Genomic DNA, 16,887 nt, shown 5'->3' with positions numbered 1-16,887 from the left:
AGTGCGGAGAGGAGGGAGCAGCCGGTGGGTCCGGCTGCTCTTTTTTTATGAATGACGGGGGAAAAGTAGCGAGTGCTCATAGAATCGTTTGAGTGATCATAGAATCCGCTGAATTATCATAGAATCGCCTGAGTGATCATAGAATCATCTGAGTGCTCATAGAATCGTTTGAGTGCTCATAGAATCATCTGAATGATCATAGAATCGCCTGAGTGATCATAGAATCATCTGAGTGCTCATAGAATCGTTTGAGTGCTCATAGAATCATCTGAATGATCATAGAATCATCTGAGTGATCATAGAATCCGCTGAGTGCTCATAGAATCGTTTGAGTGCTCATAGAATCATCTGAGTGATCATAGAATCATCTGAATGATCATAGAATCATCTGAATGATCATAGAACTCCAAAAACCACTCATAAAATATCCCAAAGCCACTTTTAAGTCCGCACTTTCGCTTTTCGCCTGCGAAAAGCATGCAATCGGGGTTTTTAACTGCGGGTGAAGGGGAGATGAGGTTGCTCTTGGGAAGACAATGATGGATATGCAGCCGAAACAGCCCGGCTGCACGTTTAAAAACTTTGGAAATGGACGAAGGACGTCCATTTCCGCTGGCTTTGCAGTTGAAAGGAAGCACATTATTGAGAGTTTCGATTTATACACAGCTTTGGGATGGATATGCTAATTTGTTAAAGTGCATCTTTCAAAGCCGACCCAGCGCACATTTTCTGATACGATAGATTACATAGATTCATATGAGAAGAAAGTTGGGACCATTTTGAAATTATTACGCACTGCGCTGGTCGCAATCGCGGCCGGCTTTCTATTTCAGCAAATCGGCATGTTCCTACCGTGGCTGCTTGGGCCGATGCTGGCACTTTTATTGCTGAGGCAGTTTACGAAAATGGAATTTTACTGGCCGCGGATTTTCCGCACCATCGGCCTCATCCTGCTGGGTGTCATGATCGGTGCCTCGTTTACGCGTGAGTCGGTGCTGCTGATATGGGTGGATTTGCCATATATGCTCTTTATGACGGTATCCGTGATTATTGCCGCATTATTATTCGGCCTCTTATTCAGCAAGATGGCAAACGAATCGCTCCAGACGAGTCTGCTGGGCTCGATGCCTGGCGGATTGTCTCAAATGGTTCTCATCTCGGAAGAAGTGAATAACGCGAACGTCACGGTCGTTTCGGTGATGCAGACGTTCCGGATTTTCCTTGTCGTAACGATTGTGCCGCTGCTCACGACTTTTCTCGCAGGTAGGGAAGCGTCAGAAATCGCTGTGCCTGCGGTCTACTATTTTTCCCCGATGGCATTTCTCGCAGCGGTCCTCTTGGGCGTTCTGGCTTATCTGCTGATGAAGCGTTTTTCATTTCCGGCAAAAGAATTATTGGCGCCGGTGCTGGTCATGGCGATCGTCCAGTCATTCACCGGCGACGTTCTGATTGAGATGCCGCCGCTGCTCACCATCCTTGCACAGCTCCTCGTCGGCGCACATCTCGGCCTGCAAATGGAGAAGCTACGGGAAAATATGAATATGCGTCTGGCATTCGCCATCGTCGTAAACAATGTACTGCTGATTGCGTTCACCGTTTTGATTGCTTATATCCTGTCCGCGCTTCTCCCGGAATATCTGTTCCTCGATTTCTTCCTGAGTGCAGCTCCCGGCGGCATGGCTGAAATGGGTATCACGGCGCTTGCAGCGGGGGCGGATGTGGCGCTCATCACGAGCTTCCATCTGTTCCGCCTGTTCTTTATTTTATTGCTGGCGGCGCCTGCCGTTGCTTATTTCCTAAAAAAACTTGACGCTAAAAGAGCAAGTTGAGTACAATAGGTGTAATCAGATATTGATGCGTTGAAGAGGATAGTAGAATGTGCGTGCATTGCAGAGAGGAAGCCGAACGGTGAAAGGTTTCCATGGACCAGCATTTGAATGTCACCTCCGAGCAGTTTCCGTGAACATGAGTAGCGGAATCCGGATGCGAATCCGTTATCGAACTTGAGAGCCAGGCTTTTTTCCGCCTGTGTATAAAGGTGGTACCGCGAAAACTCCTTCGTCCTTTAAGTAGAGACGACAGGAGTTTTTTTGTACCCTTTTTTAAGCTCAAGATCAAAACCTAGCGCTAAGGAATAAACCCACAGCGACTGAACAAGGAGGAATCATTATGACAGAAACCATGTCGACCAAGTATGATCCGCAATCGATTGAAAAAGGCCGTTACGAATGGTGGATCCAGAACAAGTATTTTGAAGCGAAGCCGGAAAGCGGCAAAACACCGTACACCATCGTGATTCCGCCGCCGAACGTAACAGGCAAGCTGCATCTGGGCCATGCCTGGGACACGACTTTGCAGGATATCATGACGCGCATGAAACGCATGCAGGGCTTTGACGCGCTGTGGCTGCCGGGGATGGACCACGCCGGCATCGCGACACAGGCGAAAGTTGAAGGCAAGCTGAGAGAAGAAGGCAAGTCGCGCTATGACCTCGGCCGGGAAGCTTTCCTCGAGGAATCGTGGAAATGGAAAGAGGAATACGCAGGGCACATCCGCCAGCAATGGTCGAAGCTCGGTCTTGGACTGGATTATTCACGCGAACGCTTTACATTGGACGATGGCTTGTCAAAAGCGGTTCGCGAGGTATTCGTCAAACTTTACGAGAAGAAACTGATCTACCGCGGCAAGTACATCATCAACTGGGATCCGGCGACGAAGACAGCCATTTCAGATATCGAAGTTATCTATAAAGACGTACAGGGTGCGTTCTACCATATGCGTTATCCGCTGACAGACGGCAGCGGCCACATCGAAATCGCGACGACACGTCCGGAGACGATGCTGGGCGATACAGCGGTTGCGGTGCACCCGAAAGATGAGCGCTACAAGCACCTGATCGGCAAAACTGTGACGCTTCCAATCATCGGACGTGAAATGCAGATTGTTGCCGACGATTACGTGGATATGGAATTCGGAAGCGGGGCTGTGAAAATCACACCGGCACATGATCCGAACGATTTTGAAATCGGCAATCGCCACAACCTGGAACGCGTATTGGTCATGCATGAAGACGGCACGATGAATGAAAACGCCGGAAAATACGAAGGCATGGACCGCTTCGAATGCCGCAAGCAGATCGTCAAAGATTTGCAGGAAATGGATGTTTTATTCAAGATTGAAGAGCATCTGCATTCCGTCGGCCATTCGGAACGCAGCGGTGCAGTGGTTGAGCCTTACCTGTCGACACAATGGTTCGTAGACATGAAGCCGCTCGCGCAAAAATCAGTGGATCTGCAGAAAGGTGAAGACGGCGTCAATTTCGTGCCGGAACGTTTCGAGAAAACGTATCTTCATTGGATGGAGAACATCCGTGACTGGTGTATTTCCCGTCAATTATGGTGGGGCCATCAGATTCCTGCCTGGTATCACAATGAAACCGGCGAAATCTATGTAGGGCACGAGGCGCCGGAAGATGCAGAAAACTGGACCCAGGATGAAGACGTTCTGGATACGTGGTTCTCGTCAGCGCTGTGGCCGTTCTCGACGCTCGGCTGGCCGGAAGAGAACGATGAGCTGAAACGTTATTACCCGACAGATGTGCTTGTAACTGGTTATGATATCATCAACTTCTGGGTATCGCGCATGATTTTCCAGGCACTGGAATTCACGGAAGAAAAACCGTTTGACGACGTGCTGATCCACGGACTTGTCCGCGACGCGGAAGGGCGCAAGATGTCGAAATCACTCGGCAACGGCGTTGACCCGATGGATGTCATCGAACAATACGGCGCTGATTCGCTTCGTTATTTCCTGGCAACAGCTTCATCACCAGGTCAGGACCTGCGCTTCTCGATGGAGAAAGTGGAGAGCGTTTGGAACTTTGCCAATAAAATCTGGAATGCTTCCCGTTTTGCCTTGATGAACATGGAAGGCATGACATATGAAGAAATCGATCTTTCAGGCAAAAAATCAGTAGCTGATTCGTGGATCCTGACGCGCCTTAACGAAACGATTGAACAAGTGACGTCACTTGCTGAACGTTATGAATTCGGTGAAGTGGGACGTCTCCTTTACAACTTCATCTGGGATGATTTCTGTGACTGGTACATCGAAATGGCGAAACTGCCATTATACGGCGAAGACGAAGACGCGAAGCGCATGACGCGTTCAGTGTTGGCGTATGTGCTTGATAATACGATGCGTTTATTGCATCCGTTGATGCCGTTCATCACGGAAGAAATCTGGCAGAACCTGCCGACGCAAGGCGAATCGATCACGATTGCCGAGTGGCCGAAAGTGGACGAGTCATTGTCTGACCAAAGCCAGTCGTCGAGCATGAAGCTGTTGGTGGATGTAATCAAATCGGTGCGGACGATCCGCGCGGAAGTTCAGTCGCCGATGAGCAAGAAAGTGCCGTTGACGATTTCTGCGAAAGACGCGGAAACGCATGCGGTGCTGGAAGCGAACTCGGCGTATATCGAGCGATTCTGCAACCCGGAAACGCTGACGATCGGCCAAAACATCCAGGCTCCTGAAAAATCCATGTCGGCTGTCGTATCCGGCGCGGAATTATTCATGCCGCTGGAAGGACTGATCGACGTGGATGCAGAACTGGCACGCTTGAATAAAGAGCTGGAGAAATGGGCCAAAGAAGTGAAACTTGTTCAAGGCAAATTGTCGAATGAGCGCTTCGTGTCGAAAGCGCCGGAAGCGGTAGTTGCAGAGGAACGCGCGAAAGAAGCGGATTACCTCGAGAAGCACGCGACGGTTGAGAAGCGTATAGTTGAATTGCAGAATCTTTAAAATGATTTCGTAATAAAAATAACCCCGAATCACTTCTAATTCAGAAGCGGTTCGGGGTTTTCGTTTTGTAGCAATTATTTATCTTCAAATTTCTTCTCCACATGCCGCACCAGCAATTCCGCAATATTCTTCTCATGCGTCCGGTAGAACGAGCGCGCGCCGACCGGATCTTCGATTTCATTGAAGAGGTGGCGTCCATCACCCAGCAGCAGGAAATCGACGCCGATATAATCAGCTTTGATGGCACGGGCGATTTTCAAAACTTCTTGTTCCTGGATCCGGTCCAGCGTGAACCGTTCAATATCTGCACCAAGCGAGAAATTTTTCTTAAATGATTTTTCGGAGCTGCGCTTCACTGCACCGACAACTTCATCGCCGATCACATAAGCGCGGACGTCGGCTATGTGGGGAACAACTGGCTGAAAAATCACTTCCTTTTTGAATTTCTTCCAGGAATCTTCATTTTCAATGATTTCCACTTCATTGCCGCCGTGGCCATCAACAGTTTTCGTAACACACGGAAATTCCGAAGGTTCGCGAAACGTCGGGATCGCCGGCACGCCGAGCATCAGAAATAATTGATAGCTCAGCCACTTATCATTGGCGATGCGGTTGACTTCCGCGCGGTTTACGAGCCGGACGCCGTGGTCTTCCAGGTACCGTGCGGCAGCTGATCGGCGGCAGCGAAAAATGACTGTCTGGCCGCTTAACTTTTCACCCAGATTCTTAACTCCGTCACCACTCCACTCATCCCAGCAAACAAGCTCGAATTCCGCAAAACGCTGCAATTCAGCGATAAATGCCCGGTTCCGCTCAGCATCGGCCGTTTCATATAACAGGATCATCGGATATCCTCCATTATATAGGCGATCATGGCGTCCGCCACATTGATGCCGGTGACGTTCAGGATATTGCGGATATGTGCAGCGGCATTGACTTCACAGACCAGCGGCTGTTCATCAGCATCAAACAGGAGGTCGACACCGGCGAAAATAGCGCCGGTTGCACGTGCTGCTGCCAACGCCATTGTTTTCTGTTCTTCCGTGAGGTCGATCGGGAAAGCTTCGCCGCCATTCGTGATATTGGCACGGAAATCCGTTTTTGATTCGCGGTACATTGCTGCGACAATCTCGTTTCCGACGATATTGACCCGGATATCCCGTCCCCGGCTGGATTCGATGAATTCCTGGAAGACGAAATCGATGCCGCGGAGAGAATCCACTTTTTCGTAAAATTGTTCTTCGGTTTCGATCAAATAGACTTTCATGCCGAACGATCCATGGCCTTCCTTGATGATCATCGGCAGACCGAGACGTCCAAGGACACGTTCGAAATAACCCGATTCACGGATGGAGAAGGAAGGATAGACTTTCGGCGCGATGATGGTCGCCGGCATCGGCAGGCCGGCAGAAGCCAAAGCAATATACTGCTTCGCTTTATTGTCACACAGATCGATGATGGCAGGGTCATTGTAGACAGGGACACCGCGGCTCTTCAGAAAATAGCCGAGCAGGATATCCTTGTCGAGCATCACTGCAAAATCAGGCAGTTCCATATCGGCGGACAGGTCCATGAGAGCCTCATTATTCTTCATGACGCGGGTTTCGACACCGGCACGTTCAGCTGCTTCCGCCACTAATTGCGCCTGGTCGATAAACTTTTCGGAAGTCAGGCTCCCGTTGTAAATAATCCAGCATAACGCCATATACATTCCACCTTCATGCTATACTTATAAAAAAATTGTATCATGTTTGGATTCAGAAAAGAGGTTTTTAATGATTACAGGACTCGATCATTATAAAGAGAAGTGGAATATCCCCTCGGATACAGGGATTAAACCGGGCCTGGACGCAATCGGACAAGCCCTTGCGGAACTGGGCAATCCTCATCATGGCCAGAAATTCATCCACATTGCCGGGACGAACGGCAAAGGCTCAACGGCTGCTTTCATCGCCTCCATCCTGATGGCACATGGCAATAAAGTCGGCAATTTCTTCTCTCCGGCCATCGTGGATGTTCACGACCAGATCCAGTTCGACCGGGAACCGGCAACTGAAGGGGATTTGGACTGGGCAATGGAGCGGCTGGGGGCGATACGGACGCCGCTGACGGATTTCGAGTTGCTGACTGCAGCTGCTTTCCTTCTATTTAATAAGAAGAAACCGGATTTCATCATTTTGGAAGCAGGGATGGGCGGCAGGTTCGACAGCACAAATGTCATCGATCCGCTGATTTCAGTTATTCCGAGCATCGCGCTGGAACACACGAATTTCCTGGGTGGCACAATAGAACAAATCACCTGGCATAAAGCGGGCATCATCAAACAAGGCATACCGGTTGCCATCGGAAAACTGCCGGCTGCAGCAGAAAAGGTCATCCGTGACACAGCGGGAACTTTAGAGTCAAAAATGATTGAAACTAATGGACCATATTCCGGTGAATTAAAATTGAAAGGCGTTCATCAAAAAATGAATGCAAGACTTGCCTGGCTCGCTTCAGAATATATCCTCGCTAACCAATTTAAAGAACATCTGGCAATAAAAGGATTGTCAGAAACGACCATCCCATACCGGTTTGAAGAGGTCCTGCCGGATGTCATTTTCGACGGGGCGCATAATGCAGCAAGTATAGATGCTTTAGTTAGAACGATAAAAGAAACCTATCCACACCGCGAAATCCATGTCGTCATGGGCTTGCTCCGGGATAAAGACCATGAAAAAATCCTGCGGAAATTAGAGACCGTCAGCCAGCATTTCACGTTTATAGAATTTGAGAATGAGCGGGCATTGCCGGCAGAAACTTTATTCGATAAAAGTTTAAGTAAAATAAAGACAATTCAAAACCATTATGATATATTACCTGTAACAAACAGGAACGAAGTGACAATAGTCACGGGTTCACTTTATCTTTTGGCAAGCCTGAGAAAAGATCAGTTTTCGATGTTTGAGCAGTACAAACCCGGTAAATGAAAATTTTCAGCGGCAGATAAAGAGAACCGGGCAGGGGAGAAGTGGTAATGGCTAATATTAAGAAAAGAAAAGTGATTCTATGGACCCTTTGGGCGCTTATCGTTCCTCCAGGATTCTATTTGATCTTTCAATATTTTCCGCCGCCGGAAATTTCGTTCAATGAAGCGGCAGCGTACCTGATATTTTTCATACTCGCATGTCTGCTGCCGATGAACATCAATGGCGTGCCGACGTACCTTGTCCAGTGGCTGACAATAGCGGTTTTCCTGAAATTCGGTTTATTCGCCGAAGTCGTCCTTTCGCAAATCACCATGATCATCGTGATTTTGAGGATCCGCACATTTGAAAGCCTGAGTGTCCGAATCCCTTTCAACTCCATGATGTTCTTTGCGATATCCGTACTGGCGGGGCTGATTTTCAAACTTGCAGGCGGGCAGATCGGTTCGTTGGACCTTTGGCATATCCTGATATTCGGCCTTCTTTTCCAGACGGTTTCGGTAGTAGCGAACCAGATGATCCTATACATATATGTCCGGATCCTCGGGGAGCACAAGGATTTCTTTTCGGCCGATACCATCTGGGATTTCTGCATCGCCTATCTGGTGTTCCCGCTGGCGATCATCCTCTACATTTCAGAAACCTACATCGGTATGGCGGCCCTTGTGCTGCTGGGAATCCCATTCTTTACATTGACCGCCATCATGCGCATGTATAATAACTCCGAAAAAGTGAACAGTGACCTGAAGAAAGCAGGCGAAATCGGCCATCAGCTGGCAGCCCGCCTTTCAGCTGATGAAGTGCTGGATCAATTTGTCACACAGGTTGCCGATCTGTTCCAGGTGGATTATGCGTATGTAATCGATTATCGGGACGGCAAACTCCTGATGCTGCGCAGATATGAAGACAAGGAATTCCTGTCGATCGACGTTGAACCTTCGAAATACAATGAAGGCGTAGCAGGAAATGCGATTGTCAATAACACTTCCTATATATTCGATAACCAGTCGCAATGGAAAGCGATCACAGCCGGCTATGTCCGGCCTGATACCGAAAGCCTGATGGCGATGCCAATTTCCCGGAATAATAAAATCGAGGGAGTCCTCGTTCTGGGATCGCGGAGCCAGCATGCATTCGTCCATCATCAATTGCAGATCCTGGACATTCTCAGTACGTATTTCGCCGTATCGTTAGAAAAGGCCGGCCTGATCCAAAAAGCGATTGCAAAAAGTGAACGCTGCGGCCTGACGAAACTCTATAATTACCGCTATCTCGATGAAGCGCTCGAAAAATGCATGGCGCAGGTCAATAACGGGGAACTGGAAAGCCTATCACTGATCATGATGGACATCGACCGTTTCAAAGGCATCAACGATAAATACGGTCACCAGAGCGGCAACGAGATTTTGGTCGCACTGGCAGGGCTCCTGAAAGACATCGTCGGTGAGGAAGGGACCGTTGCCCGTTACGGCGGTGAAGAATTCGTAGTCCTGCTGCCTAATTACAGCAAGGACCTGGCCATGCTGCTGGCTGAAAACATCCGCAAGCAAATTGAAAAACATGAATTCCTGATCCACAACGATCTCGAAGAGGAACGCAATACCCTTTTGATCAACATCACCATGAGCATCGGCGTGTCTTCCGCACCGGACGACAGTGACGACGGCATGGCAATGATCCGCAACGCTGACCGCGCTCTTTATATTGGCGCGAAGCAGGCGGGGCGTAATAAAGTCGCAGCCTACACAAAATAAAGACTGTAAACCGGAAAAGAGATTCTCCGGTTTGCAGTCTTTTTTACTAGTTAAATATGGCAAATAATAAATATTTAGTAACTTTTGCAGAAAAACCTGTAAAAAACTAGTGCAGAATTAAAATTTAAATGTAATAATGATAGTAATTGAGGTTTAAACCAAAAGGAAGACTTTAATTCCAATAAATAGAAATTTTAAAGAAGAACTACAGGAGGCTGGGGAATGAACAAACGCTTGAGCGGCAATGAAAAAGGATTAACTTTGGTCGAAGTATTGGCAGCAATGGTGATTCTTGGGATTCTGTTCATTGGCATCATGACGATTTTCCCACAAATGACGCTTTTCAATGAAAAGACGCAGGCAAAGCTCGACACGATGAATCTGGCGAGGCAGGAAATGGCGGCTATTACCGCACCAGCTAAATGGGAAAAAATGATTTTTCTCAATCCGGTGGATCCATTGACCAACCTACCGGATTATCTGGATGAAGCCAAAATAATTTCAAACATGACGGCTTCAGACCTTGGATATAGCGTCAGTCTGGCACCCGCAGATGAAGGGATTGTCCGTTTCAATAAAACCGATGACTACTTCTATGAAGTGGATATATACAAAGAATGCGAACCTTTTTTGAATCAGGCCGAATCAGCGGCAAGCTGTGAAGAGACGGAACGCAATAAATTATACAAAGTTCATGTGAAGATTTTTAATGAGGATATTAAGGGGAGCGGCAATTATTCGCTGAGCAGCGAAACCTACTCTTATCTGACTTACAGGGCTGTAAATGAGCCTCCATCAACTGATGGGGGTAATTGATATGAACATGAACCAAAAAGGGATGACTCTGGTAGAACTGGTAGCCGGTCTGGCGCTGGTAGCAATCGTTGCGACGATTGCATGGACGACATTAATGATCGGGATGCAGCATGGAACCGCTGAAACCAGTAAAACCATTATGCAGCAGGAAGCGAACCTGATGGTCAGCAGTCTCATGGCTGTCCACCGCGGAAGTGAGAAATACAGCATCATTTTTGATGACAATCAATTGAAGCTGGATTATTGCGATAAATCCGGAGTTTGCGGGGTACGCAATATCGCAGGAAAATATGATTTTACAGGGACGAAGATCAATGATGAACCTGTAGATATATCTGCAGTGGGCCCGGTGGTCTTTGCCGATTTGGAACCCGAGAAAAGCCATACGAAAATCATACTGAAAATTACGGACCTGAAAAATCCGAAAAGAACTTTGACGATCAACACGACACTGTCAAGACTATTGACAGACCGGAACTGAAAGGAGAAATGACGATGAAGCAATTTAAGGACGAGCAGGGTTATGCGCTTCTTGTTGTATTGTTGATGGTTGTTCTCTTTTTGGGGTTGTCGGCGGTTTTCATGGCAGGGTCCATGAGCAATGCAAAGCAGGAAACGACAGTGGATACGTCGAATCTGGCGGTGGCTGCAGCTGAGATGGGTGTTTTATATCACACTACCAGTTTCGAGAAAGAATTGGTGGAAGTTAATAAAGCTGTAGCTTCGAAATCAAAAGAAATGTTAGATAATTTTAAGTCTTGTGTTCGATCTGAAAAGAGAATTGGATGTAACACTGCAATAGAAAGAGATTTGATGGAAGATGATATAAACGAGGCATTGAAAGCTTATTACTTAGAGCAGATAGAGATAAAAGCTATTCGATATAGAGAGAATCATCTTCACAAAAAAGAACTTTTTTCTGGAATAGCATATTTATTAGAAGATGTAAAAGTAAAAGGAATTACTGATCCAAACATTATTCAAATTGAGTTAATGATTCAGGGAATAAAAGAAGATGTAATAAAAGATTTACGTACTACTTTAAAAGTAGGAGTACCAGAAAATTTTATTGTAAAAAGTGATATTCAACATGAACCTATCATTATTGAACAAGTTAATAATGCAGTGAAGTATGAAGATATTTTTAAAGTTCAAAAACCACAACTGTCCTGTAAAAATCTTATGAGTCTTATAAACACGTCGACCTCTACTACTTCAGGAGCATGTTATGCAGAACTTGATGAATCAATGAGAAATTTCAGCGATTTTATCATTTCCAAAGGATTAAATCCTAAAGACTTTACAGTTTACACTGAAGACTTTATAACGAATTTTTGTAAGGAAAAGAATAATGATAATCATTGTCGTGATATCGATTTGAAAAAATTAAATATAATAACACCTTCAACTAGTATTGCCGTTAATAATCATATGAGATATTTCAGTAATTTTATTTTAACAGTAAATGGTAAATTAGAAACAGGGAACCATTTTGAAATGGTAGGCTTGGTAGGTGGAAGACAGACGATTATTTTAAAGGAAATGCATGTAGGAAATCATCTTAATGAAATAGAAAATACAAATTTATTGATTTTAGGTAATGCATCGGGATCAGATGCAGAGTTGTATATAAAAGGGAAAGTAGAAATCGGTCAAAATTCTAATTTTTGTCTCGATATTGATAGGATTAATCAAAAACAATGGAAAGCAATTGCGGAAAAAGTTGTTTTTTTAGGCAACGGTTCATTATCTTATTATACAAAAGATCCCAATAAAAGATTTCCACTACAAGGGGAACATATATTTAGAGCGCCATCATATGAATCATTTCTTGAATCTTGTGGAGTAGTAATGAGTACTACAGAGAGTGTCAATGTTCCAGTTCCGGTAATGCTGGACACCGATTTTGATTTTATTGTTAATTACTAAACCAGAAATAATGCACGATTCAAAAGGGGAGTTTTACTATGATTCAACTATTAATAACCGTCATGTTGGCAGCGATTATCGTGCCGCTTGCCTACTTTCAATTTAAGGCGATTCCGCTTCCTAAAAAGATGGTGGTTGCCGGAACGATTATTGCCGCTGCTCTGATTGCCGCGCTGCTTCAATTTTTGGAACTGGCATTTTACGTTCCTTTTTTGGCTATCGTTGCAGTCTCCATGGCCGGGGCCATCGCCTATGCCAAAATCGATGAAAATGAAAAAGCTGAAAAGCGCCGTATTTCCGAAGAGCGGAAACAAAAGCGCCAGAAGTCGGTGGTCGCAGATGCTTCTTCTATAGAAGAAACACAGCCAGCTGCCCAAGAAACATCCCTGTACGATGAACCAGAGGAAGAGGAAAAATCATTCGCCATGCAGACCATTGGCGCAAATGGAGAGGAGCGTTAACTTGGACAATCAAATTTTCGGTAAAAGCTTATTGACGATCGCCTCTTCAGCGCTGCTTGTTTTCGGTGTGGCTAATGCCGGTTCATTGGCTGCGGATAAATGGCTGTTCCCTGCAGAGGAATTTGGCAGCAATACCTATATCGGCACCACGGACGTTTCCAATATGGAATTGTCTGAAGCGCGTCTCTTGTTTGCAGGAAAAGTCGATTCATGGCGTTCAACGGCAGAACTCCAGGTCACTTATCAGGATGTCACAGCCTCGTACCCCTTAGATAATGCAGAAATCTTGCTGGATGAAACCGTAGCAAACGCAGAAACCGGCACACAGAATAACTACATTTTTAAATTATCGGAAGATACCACACGCACTTTCCTAAGTCGCCAGTTTCCGGTCGCTGATTTTTCACCAGAAGATATAACGGCGATCAACCAGAAACTGGAGCTTGCTTTACAATCGGGCCAGGCATTGAGCCGTGTCTCCATCAGTGATGACACACTTGGCGTCAGCTATGAAACGGTAGCGGAAACGACCTGGAACCATTCTTTCAACAGTGCCGGGGCGACAGATATTGTAAACGCGCTCAGCAATTACAAACTTGAAGCCGGTGCGCAATTTTCATTCCTTGATTTTATCAATGAAATGCAGCCGGCCGATGTAACGGATGAGGATTTATCTCAAATCGCATCGAGTCTATATGCTTCTGTTTTGAAAACGAATTTCCTGGTTGACGAACGCAGTATCGGTTCAGCGATTCCCACTACTGTTCCACTGGGACAGGAAGCGACGATCAACCGCAAACTTGGCATCGATTTCGTGTTCACGAACATCAATGCGAGTTCGTTCAATTTGCAGATGTCGGTGGAAGGACCCCAGCTGATCTCGAAAATTGCAGGAATGCCTTTTGTCCATACTTATGAAATCATGACAGGCGGAGAGCAGGAATTGGAGCCGCGCCTGATCAGGCAGTTCAGTGCGTTTGTTGCTTCGGGCAGAGTGGTCGAGGAACAAGGGAGCGATGGCGTGATTGTCGAAGTGACGCGTTCGATCAGAAGCGATGATTTTGAGCTGGAAGTGGAATCTGTGTCGACAGATTTCTATCCGCCTGTTCACCGTGTCGAAGTGTATCCGCTGGCAAAACCGGAAGCGGCGACCGGGACGACGAATCCGGATGGCACGATTACAAATCCCGACGGCACGATCACCAATCCGGATGGAACCGTGAAAAACCCGGACGGCACAATAACGAAACCCGACGGCACCGTGACGACGCCGGTCCAACCACCGGTTACACCTCCAAATTCAACACCGACCGACCCGGACGATCAGACTCCGGTGATTGACTCAGACTTGGACGGCATTCCGGATAATGAAGAGAAAAAACCTGTGTATGATAAAGGTGGCAAAAACATTGATGCTTGACCGTAATAGAGGGGGAAGCAATATGGTTATAGAAAGAAAGAAACTGGGGGACCTGTTGATAGAGCAAGGATTCCTGACTGAAGCCGAATTGCAGCGGGTGCTTGCCGTTAAACAGAAAGATCAAAAGCTTGGAGATTTGCTTCTATTGAAAGGAATCATCACCGAGCAGCAATTGATCGAGACACTTGAAGTTCAGCTGGGCATCCCGCATGTGACACTTTACCGTTATCCATTCGACCCGAAATTATTCAATATGGTGCCAAAAGAAGTGGCCAAGCGCAAGATGCTGGTGCCGCTGAAACGCGAAAACGATAAATTATATATTGCCATGACCGACCCGATGGATATCATCACGATCGATGACCTGCGCCTGACGACCGGCTTCAATATTGAACCGGCCATTGCGTCGAAAGAAGATATCATGAGAACCATCGCCAAATATTATGACGAGGAATCCTATGACGACCTTCTCGAAGAATTGCCGCAGGTGACAAAAGAGCAGCAGGAAGAACTGAATGATATTGATGCGCCGATCGTCCGGCTGGTCAATCAGATCCTGTCGAATGCCGTATCGCAAAAAGCGAGTGACGTGCACTTCGATCCCCAGGAAGAAAAAGTGCTCGTCCGCTACCGGATCGATGGATCGCTCCGGACCGAGCGGACCTTGCCGAAAACGATGCAGCAGATGATCACCGCGCGTATTAAAATCATGGCCAACCTCGATATTACCGAAAACCGCATCCCGCAGGATGGACGGATCAAGACGAATGTCGATTTCCGTCCCATCGATCTCCGGGTGTCTTCATTGCCGACCGTATTCGGTGAAAAGATCGTTATGCGGATCCTGGATCTGAGCGCGAACCTGACAGATATTACAAGTCTCGGATTCAACGACATCAATATGTCCCGGTTTATGAAAGAGATCGAAAAGCCGAACGGCATCGTCCTGATTTCAGGGCCGACGGGTTCCGGTAAATCGTCCACGCTTTATGCGGCGCTGAATAAGCTCAACAGCGAAGAAGTCAATATCATCACGGTAGAAGATCCGGTTGAATATCAGCTGGAAGGCATCAATCAGATCCAGGTGAATTCGAATGTCGGCTTGACGTTCGCGGCCGGTCTGCGTTCCATTCTTCGCCAGGATCCCGATATCGTCATGGTCGGGGAAATCCGCGATAAGGAAACGGCTGATATTTCCATTCGTGCCTCGCTTACCGGTCACCTTGTTTTAAGCACGATCCACACGAATGATTCGATCGCATCCATCACCCGTCTTATGGATATGGGCATCGAACCATTCCTGGTCACCGCTTCGCTGAATGCAGTCGTGGCCCAGCGGCTGATCCGGAAAGTCTGCCGTGACTGCCGCACTGAGCAGCCGGCGACGCTTCGTGAGAAGGAAATCTTCGAAAAGCGGGCTCTGACGATTGATACCGTAACGCGCGGCAAAGGATGTCCGCAATGCAATATGACCGGCTACCGGGGGCGCATGGCGATCCATGAAGTCCTGATCGTTGATGAAGAGATTAAAAACATCATCAACCAAAACGGCACAGCGGCACAGATCCGTGAAATTGCGGTAAGAAATAAAACCATCTTCCTGATCGATGACGGATTATTAAAAGTGAAGGAGGGCATGACCACCACGGAGGAAGTTCTCCGCGTTGCGATTGCAGAATGATCTATGCAACCATCTACTGATACAAGTTTTATCGATAAAGTATTGTCTGCCGCAAAAGAATTGAAAGTGTCCGATATCCATCTGACGACGGGCATTCCGCCAGTTTTTCGGATGCACGGCACATTGCGCCGTTTTGGCGAAGAGAAGATGACGCCGCTCCATTCGAAGGAAATTGCGCAGGCGATCATGCCGGAAATCTTATGGGACACTTTCCTCGAAAAAGGGGAGATGGATTATTCCTATTCCATCGAGGGAGTCGGACGTTACCGCGTCAATTCATTCCATCAGCGCGGATCCATTTCGCATGCATTCCGGGCTATTCCGACAGTGGTGCCGACGGTCGATGATCTGAAAATGCCGCAGATCTTGAAGAAACTGGCTGAAACCCATCAGGGACTGATTCTCGTGACAGGTCCCACGGGTTCGGGGAAATCAACGACGCTCGCGGCCATGATCCGCCATATCAATGAAACGATGACGAAACATATCATCACACTGGAAGATCCGATCGAGTATCTGCATAAACATGGCAGTTCCGTCATTGACCAGCGTGAAGTCGGGTTTGATACAAAATCCTTCGCAAACGGCTTGCGTGCTGCACTGCGTCAGGATCCCGACGTGATTCTGGTCGGTGAGATGCGTGACCTTGAAACAATCATGACCGCCATCACTGCCGCTGAAACAGGGCATTTGGTCATGGGGACGCTGCATACTTCAAGCGCCGCAACAACGATCGAACGGATCATCGATGTGTTTCCGCCCGAACAGCAATCACAGATCCGGACACAGCTCGGCGGTATTTTAAAAGCGGTCGTTGCACAGCGCCTGCTTCCGACAGCTGACGGCAAAGGCCGGGTGGCGGCTACGGAAATCCTGATTTCCAATCCGGCCATCGCCAACCTGATCCGCACCGAGAAAGTGCACCAGATCCCGAACGTCATCCTGACGAACCGGACTGCCGGCATGCACATGATGTCGACATCCGTGAAGGAATTAGTGAACCAAGGGAAAATTTCCAGACAGACCGCCCAGCCTTTCCTGGAAGGTGAGGAATAAG

General features: G+C 47.3%; 13 protein-coding genes and 1 other annotated feature. Of the genes, 11 read left to right on the top strand and 2 right to left on the bottom strand.

Translation table 11 applies throughout. From position 1 onward, the window contains the following. Nucleotides 1–779: 779 nt before the first annotated feature. Together IQ294_RS06230 and IQ294_RS06225 are read left to right on the top strand one after the other, a co-directional pair. The gene (locus IQ294_RS06230) at nt 780–1,829 is read left to right on the top strand and encodes an AbrB family transcriptional regulator (protein WP_238942677.1); all 1,050 of its coding nucleotides are present in this window, start codon (nt 780–782) and stop codon (nt 1,827–1,829) included. 21 nt (nt 1,830–1,850) lie between these two features. Then, nucleotides 1,851–2,069, top strand: a binding site (T-box leader). A gap of 100 nt (nt 2,070–2,169) precedes the next feature. Continuing rightward, the gene (locus tag IQ294_RS06225; RefSeq protein ID WP_203333139.1) at nt 2,170–4,803 is read left to right on the top strand and encodes a valine--tRNA ligase; all 2,634 of its coding nucleotides are present in this window, start codon (nt 2,170–2,172) and stop codon (nt 4,801–4,803) included. A 74-nt stretch (nt 4,804–4,877) separates the two neighbouring features. Here IQ294_RS06225 and IQ294_RS06220 read toward each other — a convergent pair whose 3' ends face one another. After that, nucleotides 4,878–5,648, bottom strand: a complete 771-nt coding sequence (locus tag IQ294_RS06220) for an ATP-grasp domain-containing protein (protein ID WP_203333138.1) — start codon at nt 5,646–5,648, stop codon at nt 4,878–4,880. Continuing rightward, on the bottom strand, nt 5,645–6,508 hold the full coding sequence (locus IQ294_RS06215) for an ATP-grasp domain-containing protein (RefSeq protein ID WP_203333137.1): 864 nt from the start codon (nt 6,506–6,508) through the stop codon (nt 5,645–5,647). Before IQ294_RS06215 ends, IQ294_RS06220 begins: the two co-directional genes overlap by 4 nt. A gap of 70 nt (nt 6,509–6,578) precedes the next feature. Between IQ294_RS06215 and IQ294_RS06210 the strand changes: the two genes are divergently transcribed. From IQ294_RS06210 to IQ294_RS06170, 9 genes are all read left to right on the top strand, one after another. Continuing rightward, on the top strand, nt 6,579–7,772 hold the full coding sequence (locus IQ294_RS06210; protein WP_203333136.1) for a bifunctional folylpolyglutamate synthase/dihydrofolate synthase: 1,194 nt from the start codon (nt 6,579–6,581) through the stop codon (nt 7,770–7,772). A gap of 47 nt (nt 7,773–7,819) precedes the next feature. Continuing rightward, complete coding sequence (locus tag IQ294_RS06205) at nt 7,820–9,523, top strand: sensor domain-containing diguanylate cyclase (protein ID WP_203333135.1); 1,704 nt, start codon at nt 7,820–7,822, stop codon at nt 9,521–9,523. A gap of 222 nt (nt 9,524–9,745) precedes the next feature. Then, entirely contained in the window at nt 9,746–10,339 is a 594-nt protein-coding gene (locus IQ294_RS06200) for a PulJ/GspJ family protein (protein ID WP_203333134.1), read from the top strand. Between the two features lies 1 nt (nt 10,340). Beyond that, on the top strand, nt 10,341–10,820 hold the full coding sequence (locus IQ294_RS06195; RefSeq protein ID WP_203333133.1) for a pilus assembly FimT family protein: 480 nt from the start codon (nt 10,341–10,343) through the stop codon (nt 10,818–10,820). Nucleotides 10,821–10,834: 14 nt separating this feature from the next. After that, on the top strand, nt 10,835–12,268 hold the full coding sequence (locus IQ294_RS06190) for a hypothetical protein (protein WP_203333132.1): 1,434 nt from the start codon (nt 10,835–10,837) through the stop codon (nt 12,266–12,268). A 38-nt stretch (nt 12,269–12,306) separates the two neighbouring features. Beyond that, a complete protein-coding gene (locus tag IQ294_RS06185) occupies nt 12,307–12,729 on the top strand; it encodes a hypothetical protein (RefSeq protein WP_203333131.1) in 423 nt (140 codons plus the stop codon). A 1-nt stretch (nt 12,730) separates the two neighbouring features. Then, on the top strand, nt 12,731–14,149 hold the full coding sequence (locus tag IQ294_RS06180) for a VanW family protein (RefSeq protein ID WP_203333130.1): 1,419 nt from the start codon (nt 12,731–12,733) through the stop codon (nt 14,147–14,149). 22 nt (nt 14,150–14,171) lie between these two features. Continuing rightward, nucleotides 14,172–15,830, top strand: coding sequence for a GspE/PulE family protein (locus IQ294_RS06175; RefSeq protein ID WP_203333129.1), 1,659 nt, complete (start codon nt 14,172–14,174; stop codon nt 15,828–15,830). Between the two features lie 3 nt (nt 15,831–15,833). Beyond that, entirely contained in the window at nt 15,834–16,886 is a 1,053-nt protein-coding gene (locus IQ294_RS06170; protein ID WP_203333128.1) for a type IV pilus twitching motility protein PilT, read from the top strand. The last annotated feature ends 1 nt before the right edge of the window (nt 16,887 follow it).

The organism is Planococcus beigongshangi, assembly GCF_016820495.1.
In the GTDB taxonomy this organism is placed as follows: Bacteria; Bacillota; Bacilli; order Bacillales_A; family Planococcaceae; genus Planococcus; species Planococcus beigongshangi.
Note: the sequence above shows the minus strand (reverse complement) of the source record. Positions and strands in the feature narration are given on the sequence as shown.